Genomic DNA, 17,855 nt, shown 5'->3' with positions numbered 1-17,855 from the left:
CGGGCGCTTATGACTCGAACATATGTTCTCTGCGCTCGAAACGCAAGTCGCCGGGCTCCCGTACGAGCGGGTTGGCCCCGATCGAGTTGCGGATGCTGAAGGCCACGCTGCCCGCCCGGTACCGGTCGTCCGACGACTCCACCGGCCGGCCCTCGTGCGTGGTCGTCACCCGTCTCTGGCGCAGCAGCGGGCTGCCCCTGCGCACGCCCAGCAGCCGGGCGTCCTGGGCGCCGGCGGGGACCGCGTCGATGAGGTGCTCGCCGTAGGCGAACACCAGGCCGACGGACTCGTACAGCGCCTCGGTGACCGACTCGCAGTCGGCGGGCAGGCCCTCCACGGCGGCGGCCACCCACCCGGCGTAGACCGTGCGCTCCAGCAGGACGGGCTCGTCCTCCAGTGAGCGCAGCCGCAGCACCTCCAGCACCTCGCCGGAGCCGAGCCGGGCGGGTTCCGAGCCGCTCGCGGGCCGGCGGCGCTGGGCGATCACCCGGCCGCCGTAGCGGTAACCGTTCGCGCGGGCCCATTGGGCGAAGCTGTGCAGCTCGGCGAAGCTCTGGCTGCGCGTCCTGCCGAGCACGATGCGCCTGGCGCCCTGCCGGGAGCCGACCAGGCCCTCGGTGGCCAGCACCGCGACCGCCTGCCGTACGGTGCCGCGGGCCGCGGAGAAACGCCCGGCCAACTCCGCCTCGCTCGGAAGCTGGGAACCGACCGGATGGGCGCCGGACAGGATCTCGTCCCGCAGCTCATCAGCGATCCGTTCATAGCGGGCAACCATCCCCGACCCTTCCCATTCATGAAAGAGCAACACTTATGCGACTTACTGGTGCTCGCTTGTTTGTACAAGTTCCCCTACGTTCTTGCCACACCCCCTGGAAAGTGGAGGCGTCGTGCTCACACCTCGCGCCCGCGCGGCCGGCATTGTCGCAGTCCTGACCGTAGTCACCGCGGCGTGCGGCGCCGCCCCGAGCTCCCAGACCACCCAAGCCTCACAAGGCGGAGTGAACGCGGCCACGGCCACGTCCGCCGCCGACTTCGGCGGATTCGACCAGCTGGTCGCCGCGGCCAAGAAGGAAGGCGCCCTGCACGTCATCGCCCTGCCGCCCAACTGGGCGAACTACGGCGAGATCATCGAGAAGTTCCAGGCCAAGTACGGCATCAAGATCGAGAGCGAGACCCCCGACGCGGCCAGCGCCGACGAGATCAACGCGGTCAAGACGCGCAAGGGCCAGGACCGCGCCCCCGACGTGCTCGACCTGGGCCAGGCGTTCGCGATCAGCGGGGCCAAGGAGGGGCTGTTCGCCCCGTACAAGGTGCAGACGTTCGACAAGATCCCCGAGGGCCAGAAGGAGCCCACCGGGCTCTGGGTCAACGACTACGGCGGCTACGTGTCCATCGGCTGCGACGCCAAGCAGATCAAGACCTGCCCGACGAGCTTCGCCGACCTGCTCAAGCCCGAGTACAAGGGCCAGGTCGCGATGAACGGCAACCCGACCGAGGCCGGCTCCGCCTTCGCCGGCGTGTACGCGGCCGCCATCGCGAACGGCGGCTCCTTCGCCGACATCCAGCCCGGCATCGACTTCTTCAAGAAGCTCAAGGACGCCGGCAACTACAACCCGGTCGAGACCACGCCCGCGACCATCGAGAAGGGCGAGACCAAGATCAGCATCGACTGGGACTACAACAACGCCGCCTACGCGCCCCAGATGACGGCCAACGGCATCGACTGGAAGGTGAACATCCCCGCCGACGGCCAGTACTTCCAGATGTACGCCCAGGCCGTCAACAAGGACGCCCCCCACCCGGCCGCCGCCCGCCTGTGGCAGGAGTACCTCTACAGCGCCGAGGGCCAGAACCTCTACCTCAAGGGCTTCGCCCGCCCCGTCCTGCTGCCCGCGATGACCGCCGACGGCACCGTGGACAAGGCGCTGGCGGACAAGCTGCCCGCGGTCCAGGGCGAGCCTGCCTTCCCGACGACCGAGCAGGTGGACGCGGCCAAGGCCAAGCTGGCCTCCGGCTGGGACGCCGCGATCTCCGGATGACCCGCACCCGTTCGAGGGGCTGGCTCGGCGCGCTCCCGCTGCTGGCGTTCTTCGCCTTCGTGTTCGGCGTCCCCGCCGTCGCGCTGGTGGCAGGGGCGTTCACGGCGCAGGGGCGGCCGAGCCTGGCCAACCTGACGCAGAGCCTCCAGGGCGGCTACCTCACCGCCATGGTCGGCAGCGTCAAGCTGTCGGCCGTGGTCGCGCTGCTCGGCGCCGTCCTGGGCACGTTCCTCGCCCAGGCGGTCGTGGCCTCGCGCGGCACGCTGCTGCGCGAGGCCGTGCTGACCGCCTCCGGCGTGCTGGCCAACTTCGGCGGGGTGCCGCTGGCCTTCTTCTGGATCGCCACGCTGGGCAACTCCGGCGTGATCAGCGGCCTGGTCGGGCTGCCCTCCGGCTCCCTCTACACGTTCTGGGGGCTGGCCGTCGTCTACCTGTACTTCTCCGTCCCCCTCATGGTGCTCGTCATGGCACCGGCGCTGGACGGGCTGCGGCCGCAGTGGCGCGAGGCGGCCGCCAGCAGCGGGGCCACCTCGTGGCACTACTGGCGCTTCGTCGCGCTGCCGGTGCTGGCCCCGGCCATGCTGGGCGGCGTGGTGCTGCTGTTCGGCTCCTCCTTCTCCGCCTACGCCACCGCCAACGCCATGGTCGGCACCGTCGTCCCGCTCGTCACGCTGAAGATCGCCAGCGCGCTGACCGGCGACGTGCTGATCGGCTACGAGAACATCGCGCTGGCGCTCAGCCTCGACATGGTCGTGGTGGCCGGGCTGGTGATGGCGATCTACCTGCCGCTGCAGAGGAGGACCTCCCGATGGCTGCACTGACCGGCCTCGAACGGGTCTCCGGCACCGTCACGCGGCGGCCGAAGGCGTGGCGCGGTGTCGTGTTCGCGCTGGCCGCGGCCTACTTCCTGGTCCCGCTGGGCACCTCGGTCTGGTACACGATCTACACGCCCACGGCCGGGGTGTCGCTCTCCGCGTACGGGGAGCTGCTCACCGCCGACGGCTTCGTGCGCTCGCTGTCGCTCTCCCTCGGGCTGGCCGTGGCCACGATCGCGGTGGTGCTGCTGCTCGCGCTGCCCGCGATGCTGGCCGTACGGCTCTTCGCGCCCGGGCTGCGGGTGGTGATGGAAATCCTGTGCACGCTGCCGCTGGTGGTGCCGCCGATCACGTTCGTGGCGGGGATCGGCACGTCGCTGCGCAACGGGACGGAGGTGCTGGCGCCGACGCCGTTCTGGGCCACGCTCATCGCGGTGCAGGACCCGGCCTTCCCCGTCGTGCTCGTGCTGGCGTACGTGGTGCTGGTGCTGCCGTTCGTGTACCGGTCGCTGGACGCCGGGCTGCGCACGATGGACGTGCGCACGCTGGTCGAGGCGGCCCGCAACCTGGGGGCTTCGTGGCCGTACGTGCTGGTGCGGGTGATCGTGCCCAACCTGCGTTCGGCCCTGGCCAGCGCGTCGTTCCTGACGCTGGCGCTGGTGCTGGGCGAGTACACCGTGGCCAGCCTGCTCGGGTACGAGCCGTTCGCGGTGTGGATCGTGACCGTCTCGGGCTCCAAGGGGCAGCTCTCCGTCGCGGTGTCGATCCTCAGCCTGCTGCTCATCTGGCTGTTGCTGCTCGCCGTGTCCACGGTTTTCGGCAGGAAGAAGGGGAAATGACGGCATCGGTGGAGTTCCGCGGGCTGCGGCGCGCGTACGGCAGGACGGTCGCGCTGGACGGACTGGACCTGACCGTGGCCCCCGGCGAGTTCGTCGCCCTGCTGGGGCCCTCGGGCTGCGGCAAGACGACGGCGCTGCGCTGCGTGGCCGGCTTCGAGCGGCCCGACTCGGGCGCCGTGCTCGTGGACGGCAAGGACGTCACCGACGTCCCGGCCAACAAGCGCGACGCGGGCATGGTCTTCCAGTCCTACTCCCTCTTCCCCAACCTGAACGCCCGCGACAACGTCGCCTTCGGCCTGCGTGTGCGCAAGGTCCCGGTGGCCACCAGGCGGGCCAGGGCCGACGAACTGCTCGAACTCGTCGGCCTGCCTGCCCACGCCGACCGCTACCCGCACCAGCTGTCCGGCGGCCAGCAGCAGCGGGTCGCGCTGGCCCGCGCGCTCGCCCTGGAGCCGCGCGTCCTGCTGCTGGACGAGCCGCTGTCGGCGCTGGACGCCAAGGTACGCGTCAGTCTGCGCGAGGAGATCCGCCGCCTGCAGCTCGACCTGGGCATCACCACCGTCTTCGTGACCCACGACCAGGAGGAGGCCCTGTCGATCGCGGATCGCGTGGCGGTGCTGCGCGACGGGCGGCTCGAACAGGTCGGCGCCCCCGCCGAGGTGTACGACCGGCCCGCCACGCCCTTCGTCGCCGAGTTCGTCGGCACCATGAACCACCTGGCCGGGCAGGTGTCGGGGGACCAGGTGACGGTGCTGGGGCAGATCCTGCCGGTGGACGGGCCCGTACCGGAGGATCCGTCCGTGGACGTGCTGGTGCGTCCGGAGGCGGTCAAGGTCGTCCCCTCCCCCGACGGGCCCGCCGAGGTGGTGGCCGCGTCGTTCAGGGGCGCCTCCGTGCGGCTCAGGCTCGCGGTGGAGGGCGGGGAGGTGCTCGCGGACGTCCCCGGCCACGAGGCGGCCCAGCTCGGCCCGGGGACGCGGGTCACGGTGCGGCTGGTGGAGCGGCCGGTGCTGGTGGCCGAGCGCACGGTCACCGTTCCCGCGCCCGTCGTGGCGGCCGATGCCGTCTGAGCTCGCCGTGCCGTCCCGCCGCGCCGGCCCCGACGCGGTCCTGCTGGACATGGACGGCACGCTGGTGGACACCGAGGGCCTGTGGTGGCAGGCCGTCGCCGCCGTCGCGGGCCGTCCGCTGACCGACGCGGACACGCCGTACGTGCTGGGGCGCACGATCGAGGACGTCGCCCGGCACCTCGGTGAGCCGGGGCTCACCGGCCGGCTCACCGAGGCCTTCGGCGAGCGCGTCGCCCGTGACCTGACGGTCGTGGCCGGAGCGGCGGAGCTCCTGGCCGGGCTGGCCGCGGCCGCCATCCCCACGGCCCTGGTCAGCGCGTCGCCCCGGAGCATCGTGGAGCTGGTGCTGCCGCGGCTGGGGCACACGTTCGACCTGGTCATCGCGGACGAGGACACACCGCGGGGCAAGCCGTGGCCGGACCCGTACGTGGAGGCGGCCCGGCGGCTCGGGACCGTGCCGTCACGCTGCGTGGCCGTCGAGGACAGCCCGGCCGGGATCGCGGCGGCCAGCGCGGCGGGGTGCCTGGTGCTGGTCGCAGGACCGGAGCACGGGCTGCCCTCGCTCGACCACCTGCGCGCCTGTTTCCCCTGGTCCCCCGGGCCGGACGACGGGGGAACCCGCGACGAGCCCTGAGGGGTGCTCGTGTGGCGCGACTGCGGCGGCGGGCCTTGTATCGGTAAGCTTGCGCGGCGTGAGCGGTGAAACCTCCCACATCGGGCGCTACAGGCTACTTAGCGTGCTGGGGCGAGGCGGGATGGGCACGGTCCATCTCGCCGAGGACGCCGCTGGGCAACGGGTCGCGGTCAAGGTGATCAACCCCGAGCTCAGCCAGCACGAGCAGTTCCGCATGCGCTTTCGCAGGGAGGCCGACGCGGCGCAGCGGGTGCGCAGGTTCTGCACCGCCGCCGTGATCGAGGCCGCGCTGGCCGGCGACCAGCTCTACGTGGTCACCGAATACGTGCCGGGCCCCAACCTCGAAGAGGCCGTGCAGCAGTCGGGCCCCCTGCGCGGCTCCAGCCTGGAGGCGCTGGCCGTGAGCGTGGCCACCGCGCTCACCGCCATCCACGGGGCCGGGGTGGTGCACCGCGACCTCAAGCCGTCCAACGTGCTGCTGTCCCCCGTCGGGCCCCGGGTGATCGACTTCGGCATCGCGCGGGCGCTCGACACGCTCGGCGGCGTCACGAGCACCGGCGAGATCGTCGGCACCCCCCGGTACATGTCGCCCGAGGTGCTGCGCGGCGACCCCGTCTCGCCGGCCTGCGACGTGTTCTCGTGGGGCTGCCTGGTGGCGTACGCGGCCAGCGGGCGGGCGCCGTTCGGCGGGGAGACGCTGCCGGCGATCGTCTACCAGGTGCTCAACACCGAGCCCGACCTGCAGGCCGTCGACCCCGGCCTGCGCGAGCTGGTCGCCGCCGCCCTGCGCAAGGATCCCGCCGCGCGGCCCACCTCCCAGCAGCTGCTCGACCACCTCATCGGGCGCTCGGCCGGGCCCGAGCACGCGGCGCAGACCGTACAGGTGGCCTGGCAGCGGGCCACGTCGCCGTACACGATCGTCCCGACGGGCGCCGGGCCGCCGCGCAGGGGCCGGCTCTACACGGCGCTCGCGGCGGCCGGGGCGGTCGTGCTCGCGGCGGGCGTGGGCGCCTGGATGCTGTTCGTCCCCGGCGGGCCGCCCGACGACCTTCCCGTGCTGTACCAGGAGGACTTCACCACCTCGGGTGACTGGAGCGGCACGTACGACCCGTCCATGAGCGGGAGCTACTACGGATACCGTACGGACGGGACGTACGGGATCGACGTCGGCTCGGGGCACGAGGAGAAGTGGGCCAGAGCGCCCGTCCCCTTCACCATCGACAAGCCGACGAGCACGCCCGAGCCCTCCGCGACGCCCACGCCGATGCTGCCCGCGTCCGTGCTCATCTCCGTCACCGCCGACGTCGAGAAGTCCTCGGGCAGCGCCGACTACGGCATCTACTGCCACAACTCGGAGGACGACAAGTCGTACTACGAGTTCGCGTTGGACACGACGGGCAAGGCCAAGATCCGGCGCATCTCGAACGGCGCGGGCGGCACGGTGGCCCAGCCCGTGGAGGCGGAGGTCGAGCGCGGGGGCAAGGCGCGGATCGCGGTGTCGTGCGAGCAGTCGGGCAAGACGGTCCGGCTGACGATGTGGGTGAACGGCAAGCGGGTGCACGACGTGGAGGACCCGAACGGGATCGGCAGCGGGTCGCTGGGGGTGTTCGCGCGCACGGTCAAGGACGGCAGGTCGCAGCTGCAGACGACGTGGGACGACTTCGAGCTGCGCGGCCGCCCGGAGTCCTGACCCCCGGCCCGATTTTCGCGGCCGTCAGCCGGGCTGGGCGATCGGCGCGGAGCCGGCGTCGAGCGCGTCGAGGACCGCGTCGCCGTGCTCCCTCGCCCACTCGGTCAGTACGTGGATCGGCTCGATCAGCGTCGCCCCGAGCGGCGTCAGCTCGTACTCGACCCGGGGCGGCGCCTCCGCGTACGCGTGACGGCGGACGAGCCCGTGTGCCTCCAGCCGCCGCAGCGTCTGGGTGAGCACCTTGCGGGAGATCCCGCCGATCAGCTCGACCAGCTCGCCATGACGCACCGGGCCCTCGCTGAGGCCCGCGAGCACCACCACCGTCCACTTGTCGGCGATCAGCTCGACCGCCAGCCGCCCCGGGCAGTCGGCGAGAAAGAACCCGCAGGGACCGGAACCACTCATGGAGCCCAAGGTACCTGGTGGTTCCTGTCGCATACCTAGGGTTGAACTCTCCCCCTTACCTGAAGAGCAGGAGAGTCATCATGCGCGTCATCACCCAGCAGGAGTTCGGCGGTCCGGAGGTGCTCACCATCGTGGACGCGCCCACGCCCCGGCCCCTTCCGACCGAGGTTCTCGTCCGGGTCGAGGCGATCGGGCTGAACCCGGTGGAGGCGCGGCTGCGCACCGGTGAGTTCCCGCTGCTGGGCGAGCCGCCGTTCATCCTCGGCTGGGACGTCAGCGGCGTCGTGGAGGAGGCGAACACCGGGCGGTTGCGGCCCGGCGACGAGGTGTTCGGCATGCCGCTCTTCCCCCGGGCGGCGAACGCGTACGCCGAAGCCGTGGTCGCTCCCGCGCTGCACCTGGCGCGCAAGCCGGCGGCGCTCTCGCACGTCGAGGCGGCGGCGCTGCCGGTGGTCGGGCTGACGGCGTGGCAGGGCCTGGTCGACCTCGCCGGCGTGACCGAGGGTGACCGCGTCCTGGTCCACGGCGGTGGCGGCGGGGTCGGCCACGTCGCGATCCAGATCGCGAAAGCACTCGGCGCGTACGTGATCACCACCGCCGCCGGGAGCAAGCGGACGTTCGTCGAGGAACTCGGCGCCGACGAGGTGATCGACTACACGACGGCCGACTTCGCCGAGACGGTCCGCGACGTCGACATCGTGCTCGACACGATCGGCGGCGACTCCGTCGAGCGGTCGCTCGGCGTACTGCGCCCAGGGGGTCACCTCGTGACAGCGGTCGCCGACGAGGACACGCGGCTCATCGCCAGGTATGAGGCGGCCGGCCTGCGCTTCAGCGGCATCGCCGTCGGCCCCGATCCGGCCGGTCTGCGCGGGCTCGTCGAACTCGTCGAGCAGGGGCGGCTCCGGGTGCGCGTGCAGGAGACGTTCCCGTTCGAGCGCGTGGCCGACGCCCACCGCCTGCTGGAGGCCGGCCACCTGCGCGGCAAGCTCGTCCTCACCCTTTGATCCCCCATCACGGCCCGGCGGCTGGTCAGACGCCGTCGAGGACTGCGGCTGGTCAGACGCCGTCGAGGACTCCCGCGCGGGCAGCGGCGAGGGCGGCGTCGGCGGCCCGGTCGGCGTCGCGCTCGGTCACCGGCTCGTGGGCGACGAACAGCCGGTAGTAGACGGGCGCGACCGCCACCCTGATCACCTCCTTGACGTCCACGACGTCGGGCAGCTCGCCCCGGGCGACGGCCCGCCGCACCACCTCGGCCGACTGCTCGTGCCTGGCCACGAAGAACTCGTGCAGCGCCCGCGCGGCCGAGGGATTCTGCATGGCCGCCGCCACGAACGCCGACGATACGGGGCCCAGCTCGGGATCGTCGAACCCGGTGCGCACGAGCTGGACGATGCCCCGCAGATCACCCTCGACAGAACCGGTGTCGGGAATGGGCCACGGCTCGTCGCCGGCCAGCTCAAGGGCGTCGGAGATCAGCCCTTCGACGCCGCCCCAGCGCCGGTAGACGGTCGTCTTGTGCACACCTGACCGCTCGGCGACGTTTTCCACCGTCAGGCCCGTGTAGCCCCGGTCGAGCAGCTCCGCGAGCGTGGCCTGCCGCACGGCGTCGCGCACGCGGGCGCTCCGCCCTCCGGGGCGCTTGTTGGATTCCAAAAACTACTCCAGTTGCGTTAAGCCCCACACCCATGGCACACTAACGCTACAACAGTCGCGATTGGAGTTCCATCCTGATCCACGTTCACCAGATCACCAAGTCCTACGGCGAGCGGGCCGTCCTCACCGACGTCTCCCTCTCCGTGAGATCCGGCGAGCGCGCCGGCATCGTCGGCGAGAACGGCTCCGGCAAGTCCACGCTGCTGCGCCTGATCGCGGGAGTCGAGCGGCCCGACGACGGCGAGGTGCGCGTCGAGGGCGACTTCGGCCACCTCGGGCAGACCCTCGGCCTGCCGCCGGAGCACACCGTCCAGCAGGCCGTCGACGCCTCCCTCGCCGACCTGCGCGCGATGGAGCGCCGGATGCGCGAGCTGGAGTCGGCGCTCACCGACGAGGTCATGGACGAATACGGGCAGCTCATGACGGCCTACGAGCTGCGCGGCGGCTACGAGGCCGACGCCCGCGTCGAGCGCGCCTTCCACGGCCTCGGGCTCGCCCACGTGAGCCGCGACCGGCGGCTGTCGAGCCTGTCCGGCGGCGAGCAGGCCCGGCTGGGCCTGGCCTGCGTGCTGGCCGCCGCGCCGCGCGTGCTGCTGCTCGACGAGCCGACCAACCACCTCGACGAGGCGGCGCTGACCTGGCTCGAAGAGCGCCTGCGCGAGCACCGGGGCACGGTGGCCGTGGTCTCCCACGACCGCGTCTTCCTCGACCGGGTCGCCACGGTGATCCTGGAGGTCGAGCACGGCACGGTCACCCGCTTCGGCGGCGGCTACACCGGCTACCTCACCGCCAAGGCCGCGGCCAGGGCCCGCTGGGAGCAGGCGTACGCGGCCTGGCGCGAAGAGATCCGCCAGGTCCGCGAACACGCCGCCACCACCGCCCACCGCGTGGCCGCCGGCCGGCTGATGCGCGACAACAACAAGATGGCCTACGACCGCAACGCCGGCCGAGTCCAGAGCTCAGTGGCCAGCCGCGTCCGCAACGCCCACGAACGCCTCCGCCGCCTGGAGGCCGACCCGGTCCCCCGCCCCCCGACCCCCCTCCACTTCCAAGCCACCTTCACCACCACCGACCCCCCACCCCCGGCCGCACAGAGCACGACGCGGGAGGCCACGACCGCACCCGTGCTGGTGGAGCTGCGTGACGTCCAGGTGGCCGATCGGCTCCAGATCGACTCGCTGACCATCAGGGCCGGTGACCGGCTGCTGCTCCGGGGCGCCAACGGCGCGGGCAAATCGACGCTGATGCGCGTACTCGCCGAACGAGCCGGCTGCCGCGTCGGCTACCTCCCCCAGGAGGTGACCTTCGACCCGGACCAGAGCGTGCTGGAGGCCTATGGCATCGGATACGCCGACGAACGCAGGTCGGCGCTGCTGAACACCGGCCTCTTCCGGCCACACACCCTGTCCCAGCGAACCGGCGAGCTGTCAGTCGGACAGCGGCGCAGGCTGGCGCTGGCCAGACTGCTGGCCGAGCAGCACGACCTGCTGCTGCTCGACGAGCCGACCAACCACCTGTCACCGGTGCTGGCGGAGGAGCTGGAGCGCGCCCTCGACGGCTACGACGGCGCGATCGTCGTGGTCTCCCACGACCGCGCCCTCCTGCGCCGATTCCGGGGCAAGGAGATCGAGCTGGTACGAGGCCGCCTTCGATGACCGACACCACGCCATCACATGCCTACGCCGGGGAAGGCAGCGTGACCCGCATCCGTCGGGGACGGGAAATGCCGACCACACCTACCACCATCGGGGAGAAGCATATGTTGACCATGATCGATGCGGGCGCGCCCTACGGCATCGCCACGGGAGCCGACGGAACCCTCTGGTTCACCCTCGCCCACCAAGGCCGCGTCGGCAGGCTGGTGCCGGGCGAGAAACCGGTGATCCACCAGCTCGACTCCGCAGACGGGCAGCCGACCCTCATCGTGCGTGGTCCGGATGGGGAGATGTGGTTCTCCGAGTACAAGGGCGGCCGGATCAGCCGCATCACCGCTGAAGGCCGGCTCACGACGTACGAGGCGAACACCCCGTACGGGCTCGCCGCCGGCCCGGACGGGGCCCTGTGGTTCACCGAACTGGAGGCCGGCCGGATCGGGCGCATCGGCGCCGACGGGGTGACGACCACGTTCGACGTGCCGGTCGAAGGCGGGATGCCGTCATTCATCGTGGCGGGGCCGGACGACGCGCTCTGGTTCACCCTCAACCAGGGCAACGCCATCGGACGCATCTCCCTGTCGGGCGAGATCACCCTCCACCCGCTGCCCACGGAGGGCGCCGCCCCGGTGGGGATGACGCTGGGACCGGACGGCGCCCTCTGGTTCGTCGAGATCGGCGCGGGCCAGATCGGCCGGATCGACGTCTCGGGCGCGATCACCGAATATCCCCTGCCCGACCGGGCCGCCCGTCCCCACGCGATCATCGCCGGCCCTGACGGCGCCCTCTGGTTCACCGAGTGGGCCGTCGGCCGCGTCGGCCGCATCACCACCGACGGCGTCATCGACGAGCACCCCCTGCCCGTCCCACCGGCCAAGGAGGACACCGAACCCGCCAAGGCCGAGCCCCACGGGCTGACGATCGGCCCGGACGGAGCACTCTGGGTAGCCCTGGAAGCAGGAGCCCTGGCCCGCGTCCCTGTCTCCTAACCCGACCTCACCACCCGCGTCTGAGGGGGCGCTGGGCCGTGTCCCCGACCGCCCTGCCCGCCCGTTGCCCATCCGACCGCTTGCCCCTCGACGCCTGAGCGAGCGCTGACCTGCGTCCCTATCCCCCAGCTCGATCAAGCCTTGGGAGCAACTGAACTGCGGCCGCCGAGGCGGAGACCGGTGGGCCATGGTTGGCGGGGCCGGGGACTTGGGCGTGCCCGCCGATGGGAGGGGACGGCTGCGTCATCGCGTCGGCGCGAAAGCATGACCCGGGGTGGCATGGCCGGAGGGAGGCGGAGTTGACTAGGGGCATGCATGCCATCGTCATCTCCGCCCAGGGCGGTCCAGAGGTTCTCGAATACGTCGAGCGTCCCGACCCGGCACCAGGAGAGGGGGAGGTCGTGGTCGACGTCGCCGCCAGCGGCGTCAACTTCATCGACATCTACCAGCGCTCCGGCGCGTACCCACTCGATCTGCCCATCGTCATCGGCAGCGAAGGCGCGGGAACGGTGTCGGCCGTGGGACCGGGGGTCCGGGACGTCTCCGTGGGGGACACGGTGGCGTGGGCGAGCGTGCTCGGCAGCTACGCCGAGAAGGCCGTGCTGCCGGCCGATCGGGTGGTGCCGGTGCCCGACGGCGTGTCGGCCGAGGTGGCGGCCGCGACGATGTTGCAGGGCATGACGGCCCACTACCTGACGCACTCCACGTACGCGGTGCAGGAGGGCGACCAGGTCCTCGTCCACGCGGGCGCCGGCGGCATGGGCCAGTTGCTGATCCAGCTGGCCAAGCTCAAGGGCGCCAAGGTCTACAGCACGGTCTCCACCAGCGAGAAGGAGAAGCTCGCCAGGCAGGCCGGGGCGGACGAGGTGCTGGGGTACGACGACTTCGCCGATGCCCTGCGCGGCAAGCTTCACGTCGTGTACGACGGCGTCGGCAAGACCACTTTCGAAGGCGGCCTGGAGGTGCTGCGCCCGCGCGGCCTCATGGCCCTGTACGGCGCCGCCAGCGGACCCGCCCCGCTGCTCGACCCCCAGGCGCTCCAGCGAAAGGGCTCCCTCTTCCTGACCAGGCCCACGCTCGGCCACTACATCGCCGACCGCGAGGAACTGCTCCAACGCGCCTCCGACCTGTTCGGCTGGATCGCGGCCGGTCAACTGACGATCAACATCTCCCACCGCTACCCCCTGGCCGACGTACGCCAGGCCCACGAAGACCTCGCCGGCCGCCGCACCACCGGAAAACTCCTGCTCATCCCCTGACCCCGCCCCACTGAGACGCGACATCCTCAGACATCACAGCATCCATCCGAGCCCGGGACCGTGCCGGGCCGGGTCCAGGCCCAGGCCCAGGCCCAGGCCCAGGTCCGAGTCCAAGTCCGGGTCCGGGTCCGAGTCCGAGTCCGGGTCCGAGTCCGGCACGGTCCCGGGCTCGGGTCCGGATCGGGAACAGGAGCCGAGGCCGGGTCGGGTCCGGGTTGGAACCGGGTCCAGGTCCGGATGCGGCTTGGGTCGTTCGTCGGGTCCGGTCCGGGTTGGGTCGTCTCGCCGCCGTGGTCGCAACCAGCATCGCCGATGGCCCGCCCGGCGCCCGGCCCCGACGTGGCCCCTCGTCCTGCCCTAGGTCGGCCATACAGCCGGCGCGCCTACCTAGGTGTACGCGCGCCCTGTGGGAGTCACGGGTCTGGGCGTGGGGTGGGGCGGGGGAAGGTGGTGGGCCAGCCCAGCAGGCGGGCGCCGAGTACCGCTGTTTCCAGGGTGAAGCGTTGTGTGGGTTCGTCCGGGGAGAAGCCTGTCAGGCGGCGGATGCGTTCCAGGCGGTAAGTGATCGCCCGTGGGCTCACTCGCAGTCGCCGGGCCGCGGCTGTCTGGTTGCCCTGGGAGGCGAAGATCGCTTCCAACGTCTCCAGCAGCGGCTCGTGGCCGCCCCGTGCCTCCAGGAGCGGGTTGAGCACGCTGGTCACCAGGTCTTCGATGGCGCTTCTGTCGCGCAGCAGTACGGGGAAGACGAGGAGGTCGGCCGCCTTGACGACGTCCGGTTTGAGACCGAGGCTGTCGGCCAGCTCAAGGGACTGGGCCGCCTCCCGGTAGGAGGCCACCACTCCGCCGGGACCCCGGTGCGGCCGGCCCACGCCGACGCGCCAGCCGGTCGGGAAGCGGGCGCGTACGTGGTGGGTGAACTCGCCGACGGCGGCCGGCAGCATCGCCGGGGCGACGCACACGAGCAGCCCGTCGCGTACGGCCACGAGCACGTTGTGGGAGCCGAACCTGGCGATCAGCTCCCGTTCGATCCTGTCCTGGTCGCCGTCGCGCATGCCGCGAGCCACCGCCACCACGTACGACTCGGCCAGTCGCAGCCCGAAGTGCTCGGCCCGCTCCGCCAGCCGCTCGGCCCGGCCCTGGAGCAGGTCGTCCACGAACTCCCTGCGCGCGTCCTCCTCAGCACGCAGGGCCGCCTGCTGCGCCCGTTCGTACCCCTCCATGAGCGCCGCGACGGCCTTGCGGAGTGCCGGCAGTACGCCGGGCAGACCTTCGCCGGCGGCGAGGGCGGCGTCCACGAGGGCCCGCAACGGAACGCCCTCCTCGGCCGCCCTGGTGCCGGCGGCGCGATAAGCGTCCGTGACCTGCCTGCCGGGTAATCGGCCGGTCGCCGCATGGTCTGCCAGCCGCTGCCGGTGCCCCCCGAGCAGCCCCGCCACCCCACCCATCGACCCATCCGCCCGCAACTCCTTCGGCCGGTTCACGCCAAACGAGCCCGCACCGGACGGGCCCACGCCAGACGAGTCCACGCCAGACGAGTCCACGCCAGACGAGCCCACTCTGGACGGGTCCACGCCAGACAAGTCCGTGCCAGACGAGTCCGCATCCATCGACCCGTCCGCCTGCGGCGCTCCAGGCAAGTCCGCCCCTACCGGTCCGTCGGCCCGATGGCCGCCAGGTCCCTCCGCCCGCAGGCCGGTGCGCGGCTCCGTGGGCAGACCCGCGGGCACGTCCCCCGGCAGACCCTCACGCATGTCGGCAGGCGCCGCCGGCCGCGGATCCGCAGGTCCGTCGACGGAGGCACCTGTCCGCCGACCGGGAGGCGGCTGGGCGTACGGCCTCCGCTCGGAAGGCGAGCCGGCGGTCCGCCGACCGGGAAGCGGGTCAGTATCCGGCCTCAGTGCGGGAAGAGAGCCGGCGTCCGACCGTAGCGCGGCGGGCGAACGAGCCTCCGACGGCGGGCAAGCGGGCAGGTCGGCGTCCGACCGTAGACCAGCAGGCAGGTTGGCGTCCGACCGTTGGCCAGCAGGCGGGTCAGCCTCCTGCCCCCGTCCAACGGGCGAATCGGCCTCCGACCGCGGACCAACGGGTGGGACGGCGTCCGATCGTGGACCAGCGGGCGGGACGGCGCGCGAGGCAGCGGGCGGGTCGGCGTCCGGTGCCCGTTCAGTGGGTGGGTCAGCGTCCGGGCGCTGGTCAGGGCGGGGCATCAGACTCCTATGTCACGCCTGTCGAAGGCGAGCACCGCGGTGAGTGCGAGCACCACCGTCGCCCCCGCCAGCACAAGGTAGTCCCCCACCGGCAGTCCCTCATAGATGGGCCGCCCCGAGGAGTAGTAGTGGAAGGGTGAGACCCACTTCAGCCAAGCGATCCCCTCCACCGACCGTCCGATGGTGGTGACGGCGTACCCGGCCACCACCCACACCCCCACCACGGCCGAGGCGACGATCCGGCGGCCGGTGGCGGCGCCGACGGTCAGGGCCACGGTGCCGTAGAAGAGGGCGATCAGCAGGACGCCGGTGTGCCCGGCGAGGATCCGGCCGAACGGCACGCCGGCGGAGACGAGTGTGACCATCCCGGCGGCGACCAGCAGCGTCACGGCGGTCAGCAGGAGCAGGCTCAGGACCAGCGCGGCGAACCTGGCGAGCACGAGCCGCCGCCGGTCCACCGGCAGGGTGACGATCAGCTCCAGCGTCCCCGTCTCCTCCGGCGTCGCCAGCGCCCGGTTGGCCAGGAGGGTCGCGCACGCGATGCACAGCATGGGAACGAACAGCTGGTAGACGACCGTCTGCAGGAAGCCGGCGCCGGAGGTCATGTCCTCCAGCCCGCCCATGAGGTCGCGCAGCGGGCCGGGGAACTTGGCCAGCATCGCGGGGCCGTACAGCTCGGGGCTCTGCTTGATGTTGCCGTAGACGGACAGGTACAGAACGATGAAGGCACTGACGCCGGCGGTCCACCAGGTGAGCACCCAGCGGACCTCACGCAGGCTGCGGGCGATCATGGTGCGCCTCCTCGTGGCTGTAGTAGGTCAGGAAGATCTCTTCCAGGTCCGGCTCCGCGCTGACCAGGTGCACCACGGTGAACCGGGCCGCGGCCTTGATCAGCGCGTCGGGCCGGCCGTCGATGGTGCAGCTCACGCCGGCGCCCTCGACGCGCAGGTCCCGTACGCCGGGCAGATTGTCGAAGGCGTCGCGCGGCACGGGCGACTCGAAGTGCAGCTCGACCCGGCGGACCGCCTTCTCGCGCAGGACCGCGACGTTCTCCACGGCCACCAGCCGGCCGGCGCGGACGATGCCGACCCGGTCGGAGACGTTCTCCACCTCGGCCAGCACGTGGGAGGACATGAGCACGGTCCGGCCGGAGGTGCGCACCTCGCGCACCAGCGCCAGGAACTCCTGCTGCACCAGCGGGTCGAGCCCTGCGGTCGGCTCGTCGAGGATGACGAACTCCGGTTCGTGCATGAACGCCTGGATCAGCCCGATCTTCTGCTTGTTACCCTTGGACAGTTTGCGCATCGGCACCGACAGGTCGGCGTCGAAGCGTTCGGCCAGGGCCTCGATGCGGGCGGCCGGCACGCCGCCGCGGGCGTGGCCGAGGAAGCGCAGGTAGTCGATGGCCCGGTCGCGTTCCTCCAGCACCAGGTCTCCGGGCAGATAACCCATCCTGGCGCGGGTCGCGGGCTCGCGCGGGTCGCCGCCGAGCACGCGTACGGTACCTCTGGTGGGCCTGATCACGTCCAGCAGGAGCCTGATCGTGGTCGTCTTTCCCGCGCCGTTGGGGCCGAGGTAGCCGAAGACCTCGCCCGGCTGGATCTCGAGCGTGAGATCCTCCAGGCCCCGGCGTTTGCCGTAATACTTGGTCAGCCCTTCGGTCTGCACCACTGCTGTCATGGCCGAATCGTCGCGCCCCGCCGGGCGGCTCGTCACGAGGCGGGCCCGGCAGGTTGGCGCCCGGTTGGCTTCCGGAACCCGGCAAGGAGAGGGTGAGTCGCGTGGAGACCGCGTTCGTGCTCGGTGGCGGCGGCGTGCTCGGCGCGCACGAGGTCGGCATGCTGCGGGCGCTCGACGAGGCGGGCATCCGTCCCGACCTGGTGGTGGGCACGTCCGTCGGGGCGCTGAACGGCGCGGTCGTGGCCGCCGCGCCGGGCGAGGCGGTCGGCCTGCTGGCGGACCTGTGGAGCTCCGACATCGTCCGTACGGCCTTCGCCGGCTCATGGGTGGCCCGGCTGTCGACGCTGGCCAGGACCGGCACCCATCTGCACCCGATCGGCCCGCTGCGCGGGGTGCTGACCGAGACGCTGCGGGCTTCCCGGATCGAGGAGTTGCAGGTGCCGTTCCAGTGCGTGGCGGCCTCGGTCGAGCGCGCGGCGGCCCACTGGTTCACCGGCGGGCCGCTGGTGGAGGCGGTGCTGGCGTCGTGCGCGGTGCCGGGGCTGCTGCCGCCGGTCGTGATCGGCGGTGAGCACTTCTACGACGGCGGCCTGGTGCACAGCATCCCGATCGGGCGGGCCGTGCTGCTCGGAGCCAGGCGCGTCTTCGTGCTGCACGTCGGCAGGATCGAGCAGCCGCTGTCGCCGCCCAGGCGGTTCTGGGAGGTGGGCATGGTGGCGTTCGAGATCGCTCGCCGGCACCGGTTCGCCGAGGACCTGGCCACGCTGCCGCCGGGCGTCGAGGTGCACGTGCTGCCGGCCGGGCTGACCGAGCCGCTGTCGCCGCTGCGCTACCGCGACGTGTCGCAGATCTCGGCCTCGATCGAACGCGCCTACCAGGCGTCTTCCCGCTATCTGCGGAACGGGGGAGGATGGGAGTAG

Annotated in this window: 17 protein-coding genes; 11 read left to right on the top strand and 6 right to left on the bottom strand. The window is 72.0% G+C overall.

The annotated features are described in order from the left end of the window. Positions 1-7: 7 nt before the first annotated feature. The gene (locus OIE67_RS05000; RefSeq protein WP_326637101.1) at positions 8-775 is read right to left on the bottom strand and encodes a GntR family transcriptional regulator; all 768 of its coding nucleotides are present in this window, start codon (positions 773-775) and stop codon (positions 8-10) included. A gap of 112 nt (positions 776-887) precedes the next feature. On the opposite strand from OIE67_RS05000, the gene OIE67_RS04995 reads away from it, so the two are divergent. Genes OIE67_RS04995 through OIE67_RS04970 form a run of 6 tightly spaced genes read left to right on the top strand, consistent with a single transcriptional unit; the run spans position 888 to position 7,087 of the window. Continuing rightward, positions 888-2,039: an ABC transporter substrate-binding protein gene (locus OIE67_RS04995; RefSeq protein WP_326637099.1), complete on the top strand. Its 1,152-nt coding sequence runs from the start codon at positions 888-890 to the stop codon at positions 2,037-2,039. After that, on the top strand, positions 2,036-2,860 hold the full coding sequence (locus OIE67_RS04990; protein ID WP_326637097.1) for an ABC transporter permease: 825 nt from the start codon (positions 2,036-2,038) through the stop codon (positions 2,858-2,860). The genes OIE67_RS04995 and OIE67_RS04990 overlap by 4 nt, the downstream gene beginning before the upstream one ends. Next, positions 2,848-3,693 (top strand): ABC transporter permease, encoded by an 846-nt coding sequence (locus tag OIE67_RS04985; RefSeq protein WP_326637095.1) that lies wholly within the window; start codon positions 2,848-2,850, stop codon positions 3,691-3,693. The genes OIE67_RS04990 and OIE67_RS04985 overlap by 13 nt, the downstream gene beginning before the upstream one ends. Further along, entirely contained in the window at positions 3,690-4,763 is a 1,074-nt protein-coding gene (locus tag OIE67_RS04980) for an ABC transporter ATP-binding protein (RefSeq protein WP_326637093.1), read from the top strand. The genes OIE67_RS04985 and OIE67_RS04980 overlap by 4 nt, the downstream gene beginning before the upstream one ends. Further along, positions 4,753-5,397: an HAD family hydrolase gene (locus OIE67_RS04975; RefSeq protein WP_326637091.1), complete on the top strand. Its 645-nt coding sequence runs from the start codon at positions 4,753-4,755 to the stop codon at positions 5,395-5,397. The genes OIE67_RS04980 and OIE67_RS04975 overlap by 11 nt, the downstream gene beginning before the upstream one ends. 58 nt (positions 5,398-5,455) lie before the next feature. Next, entirely contained in the window at positions 5,456-7,087 is a 1,632-nt protein-coding gene (locus tag OIE67_RS04970) for a serine/threonine-protein kinase (protein ID WP_326637089.1), read from the top strand. Positions 7,088-7,111: 24 nt separating this feature from the next. Here the strand turns inward: OIE67_RS04970 and OIE67_RS04965 are convergent, their stop codons facing one another. Further along, positions 7,112-7,492, bottom strand: a complete 381-nt coding sequence (locus OIE67_RS04965) for a winged helix-turn-helix transcriptional regulator (protein WP_106238556.1) — start codon at positions 7,490-7,492, stop codon at positions 7,112-7,114. An 80-nt stretch (positions 7,493-7,572) separates the two neighbouring features. On the opposite strand from OIE67_RS04965, the gene OIE67_RS04960 reads away from it, so the two are divergent. Then, positions 7,573-8,499, top strand: a complete 927-nt coding sequence (locus tag OIE67_RS04960; protein WP_326637086.1) for an NADP-dependent oxidoreductase — start codon at positions 7,573-7,575, stop codon at positions 8,497-8,499. Positions 8,500-8,551: 52 nt separating this feature from the next. Here the strand turns inward: OIE67_RS04960 and OIE67_RS04955 are convergent, their stop codons facing one another. Beyond that, positions 8,552-9,109, bottom strand: a complete 558-nt coding sequence (locus OIE67_RS04955; protein WP_106238560.1) for a TetR/AcrR family transcriptional regulator — start codon at positions 9,107-9,109, stop codon at positions 8,552-8,554. A gap of 110 nt (positions 9,110-9,219) precedes the next feature. Between OIE67_RS04955 and abc-f the strand changes: the two genes are divergently transcribed. From abc-f to OIE67_RS04940, 3 genes are all read left to right on the top strand, one after another. After that, positions 9,220-10,803, top strand: coding sequence for a ribosomal protection-like ABC-F family protein (gene abc-f, locus OIE67_RS04950; protein WP_326645221.1), 1,584 nt, complete (start codon positions 9,220-9,222; stop codon positions 10,801-10,803). A 104-nt stretch (positions 10,804-10,907) separates the two neighbouring features. Further along, the gene (locus OIE67_RS04945; RefSeq protein ID WP_326637084.1) at positions 10,908-11,789 is read left to right on the top strand and encodes a Vgb family protein; all 882 of its coding nucleotides are present in this window, start codon (positions 10,908-10,910) and stop codon (positions 11,787-11,789) included. Positions 11,790-12,100: 311 nt separating this feature from the next. Beyond that, positions 12,101-13,048, top strand: a complete 948-nt coding sequence (locus OIE67_RS04940) for a quinone oxidoreductase family protein (protein ID WP_326637082.1) — start codon at positions 12,101-12,103, stop codon at positions 13,046-13,048. A 413-nt stretch (positions 13,049-13,461) separates the two neighbouring features. On the opposite strand, the gene OIE67_RS04935 is transcribed toward OIE67_RS04940, so the two are convergent. The 3 genes from OIE67_RS04935 to OIE67_RS04925 all read right to left on the bottom strand — a co-directional run bounded on the left by OIE67_RS04935 (position 13,462) and on the right by OIE67_RS04925 (position 16,935). Then, positions 13,462-14,529, bottom strand: coding sequence for a PucR family transcriptional regulator (locus tag OIE67_RS04935; RefSeq protein WP_326637080.1), 1,068 nt, complete (start codon positions 14,527-14,529; stop codon positions 13,462-13,464). Positions 14,530-15,254: 725 nt separating this feature from the next. Then, positions 15,255-16,046 carry an ABC transporter permease subunit gene (locus OIE67_RS04930; protein WP_326637078.1) on the bottom strand — a complete coding sequence of 264 codons (792 nt, stop codon included), beginning with the start codon at positions 16,044-16,046 and terminating at the stop codon, positions 15,255-15,257. Further along, positions 16,024-16,935: an ABC transporter ATP-binding protein gene (locus tag OIE67_RS04925; protein WP_326637076.1), complete on the bottom strand. Its 912-nt coding sequence runs from the start codon at positions 16,933-16,935 to the stop codon at positions 16,024-16,026. The genes OIE67_RS04930 and OIE67_RS04925 overlap by 23 nt, the downstream gene beginning before the upstream one ends. 92 nt (positions 16,936-17,027) lie before the next feature. Between OIE67_RS04925 and OIE67_RS04920 the strand changes: the two genes are divergently transcribed. After that, positions 17,028-17,855, top strand: coding sequence for a patatin-like phospholipase family protein (locus tag OIE67_RS04920; RefSeq protein ID WP_326637074.1), 828 nt, complete (start codon positions 17,028-17,030; stop codon positions 17,853-17,855).

The organism is Nonomuraea fuscirosea (assembly GCF_035917475.1).
Classification (GTDB): domain Bacteria; phylum Actinomycetota; class Actinomycetes; order Streptosporangiales; family Streptosporangiaceae; genus Nonomuraea; species Nonomuraea fuscirosea.
Note: the sequence above shows the minus strand (reverse complement) of the source record. Positions and strands in the feature narration are given on the sequence as shown.

What these genes read in the sequence shown, in the direction of transcription:
- OIE67_RS04985 (WP_326637095.1), top strand. Translation starts at nt 2,848, where the DNA reads ATGGCTGCACTGACCGGCCTCGAACGGGTCTCCGGCACCGTCACGCGG.
- OIE67_RS04945 (WP_326637084.1), top strand. Translation starts at nt 10,908, where the DNA reads ATGTTGACCATGATCGATGCGGGCGCGCCCTACGGCATCGCCACGGGA.
- OIE67_RS04975 (WP_326637091.1), top strand. Translation starts at nt 4,753, where the DNA reads ATGCCGTCTGAGCTCGCCGTGCCGTCCCGCCGCGCCGGCCCCGACGCG.
- OIE67_RS04925 (WP_326637076.1), bottom strand. Translation starts at nt 16,935, where the DNA reads ATGACAGCAGTGGTGCAGACCGAAGGGCTGACCAAGTATTACGGCAAA.
- OIE67_RS04960 (WP_326637086.1), top strand. Translation starts at nt 7,573, where the DNA reads ATGCGCGTCATCACCCAGCAGGAGTTCGGCGGTCCGGAGGTGCTCACC.
- OIE67_RS05000 (WP_326637101.1), bottom strand. Translation starts at nt 775, where the DNA reads ATGGTTGCCCGCTATGAACGGATCGCTGATGAGCTGCGGGACGAGATC.
- OIE67_RS04980 (WP_326637093.1), top strand. Translation starts at nt 3,690, where the DNA reads ATGACGGCATCGGTGGAGTTCCGCGGGCTGCGGCGCGCGTACGGCAGG.
- OIE67_RS04940 (WP_326637082.1), top strand. Translation starts at nt 12,101, where the DNA reads ATGCATGCCATCGTCATCTCCGCCCAGGGCGGTCCAGAGGTTCTCGAA.
- OIE67_RS04965 (WP_106238556.1), bottom strand. Translation starts at nt 7,492, where the DNA reads ATGAGTGGTTCCGGTCCCTGCGGGTTCTTTCTCGCCGACTGCCCGGGG.
- OIE67_RS04990 (WP_326637097.1), top strand. Translation starts at nt 2,036, where the DNA reads ATGACCCGCACCCGTTCGAGGGGCTGGCTCGGCGCGCTCCCGCTGCTG.
- OIE67_RS04930 (WP_326637078.1), bottom strand. Translation starts at nt 16,046, where the DNA reads ATGATCGCCCGCAGCCTGCGTGAGGTCCGCTGGGTGCTCACCTGGTGG.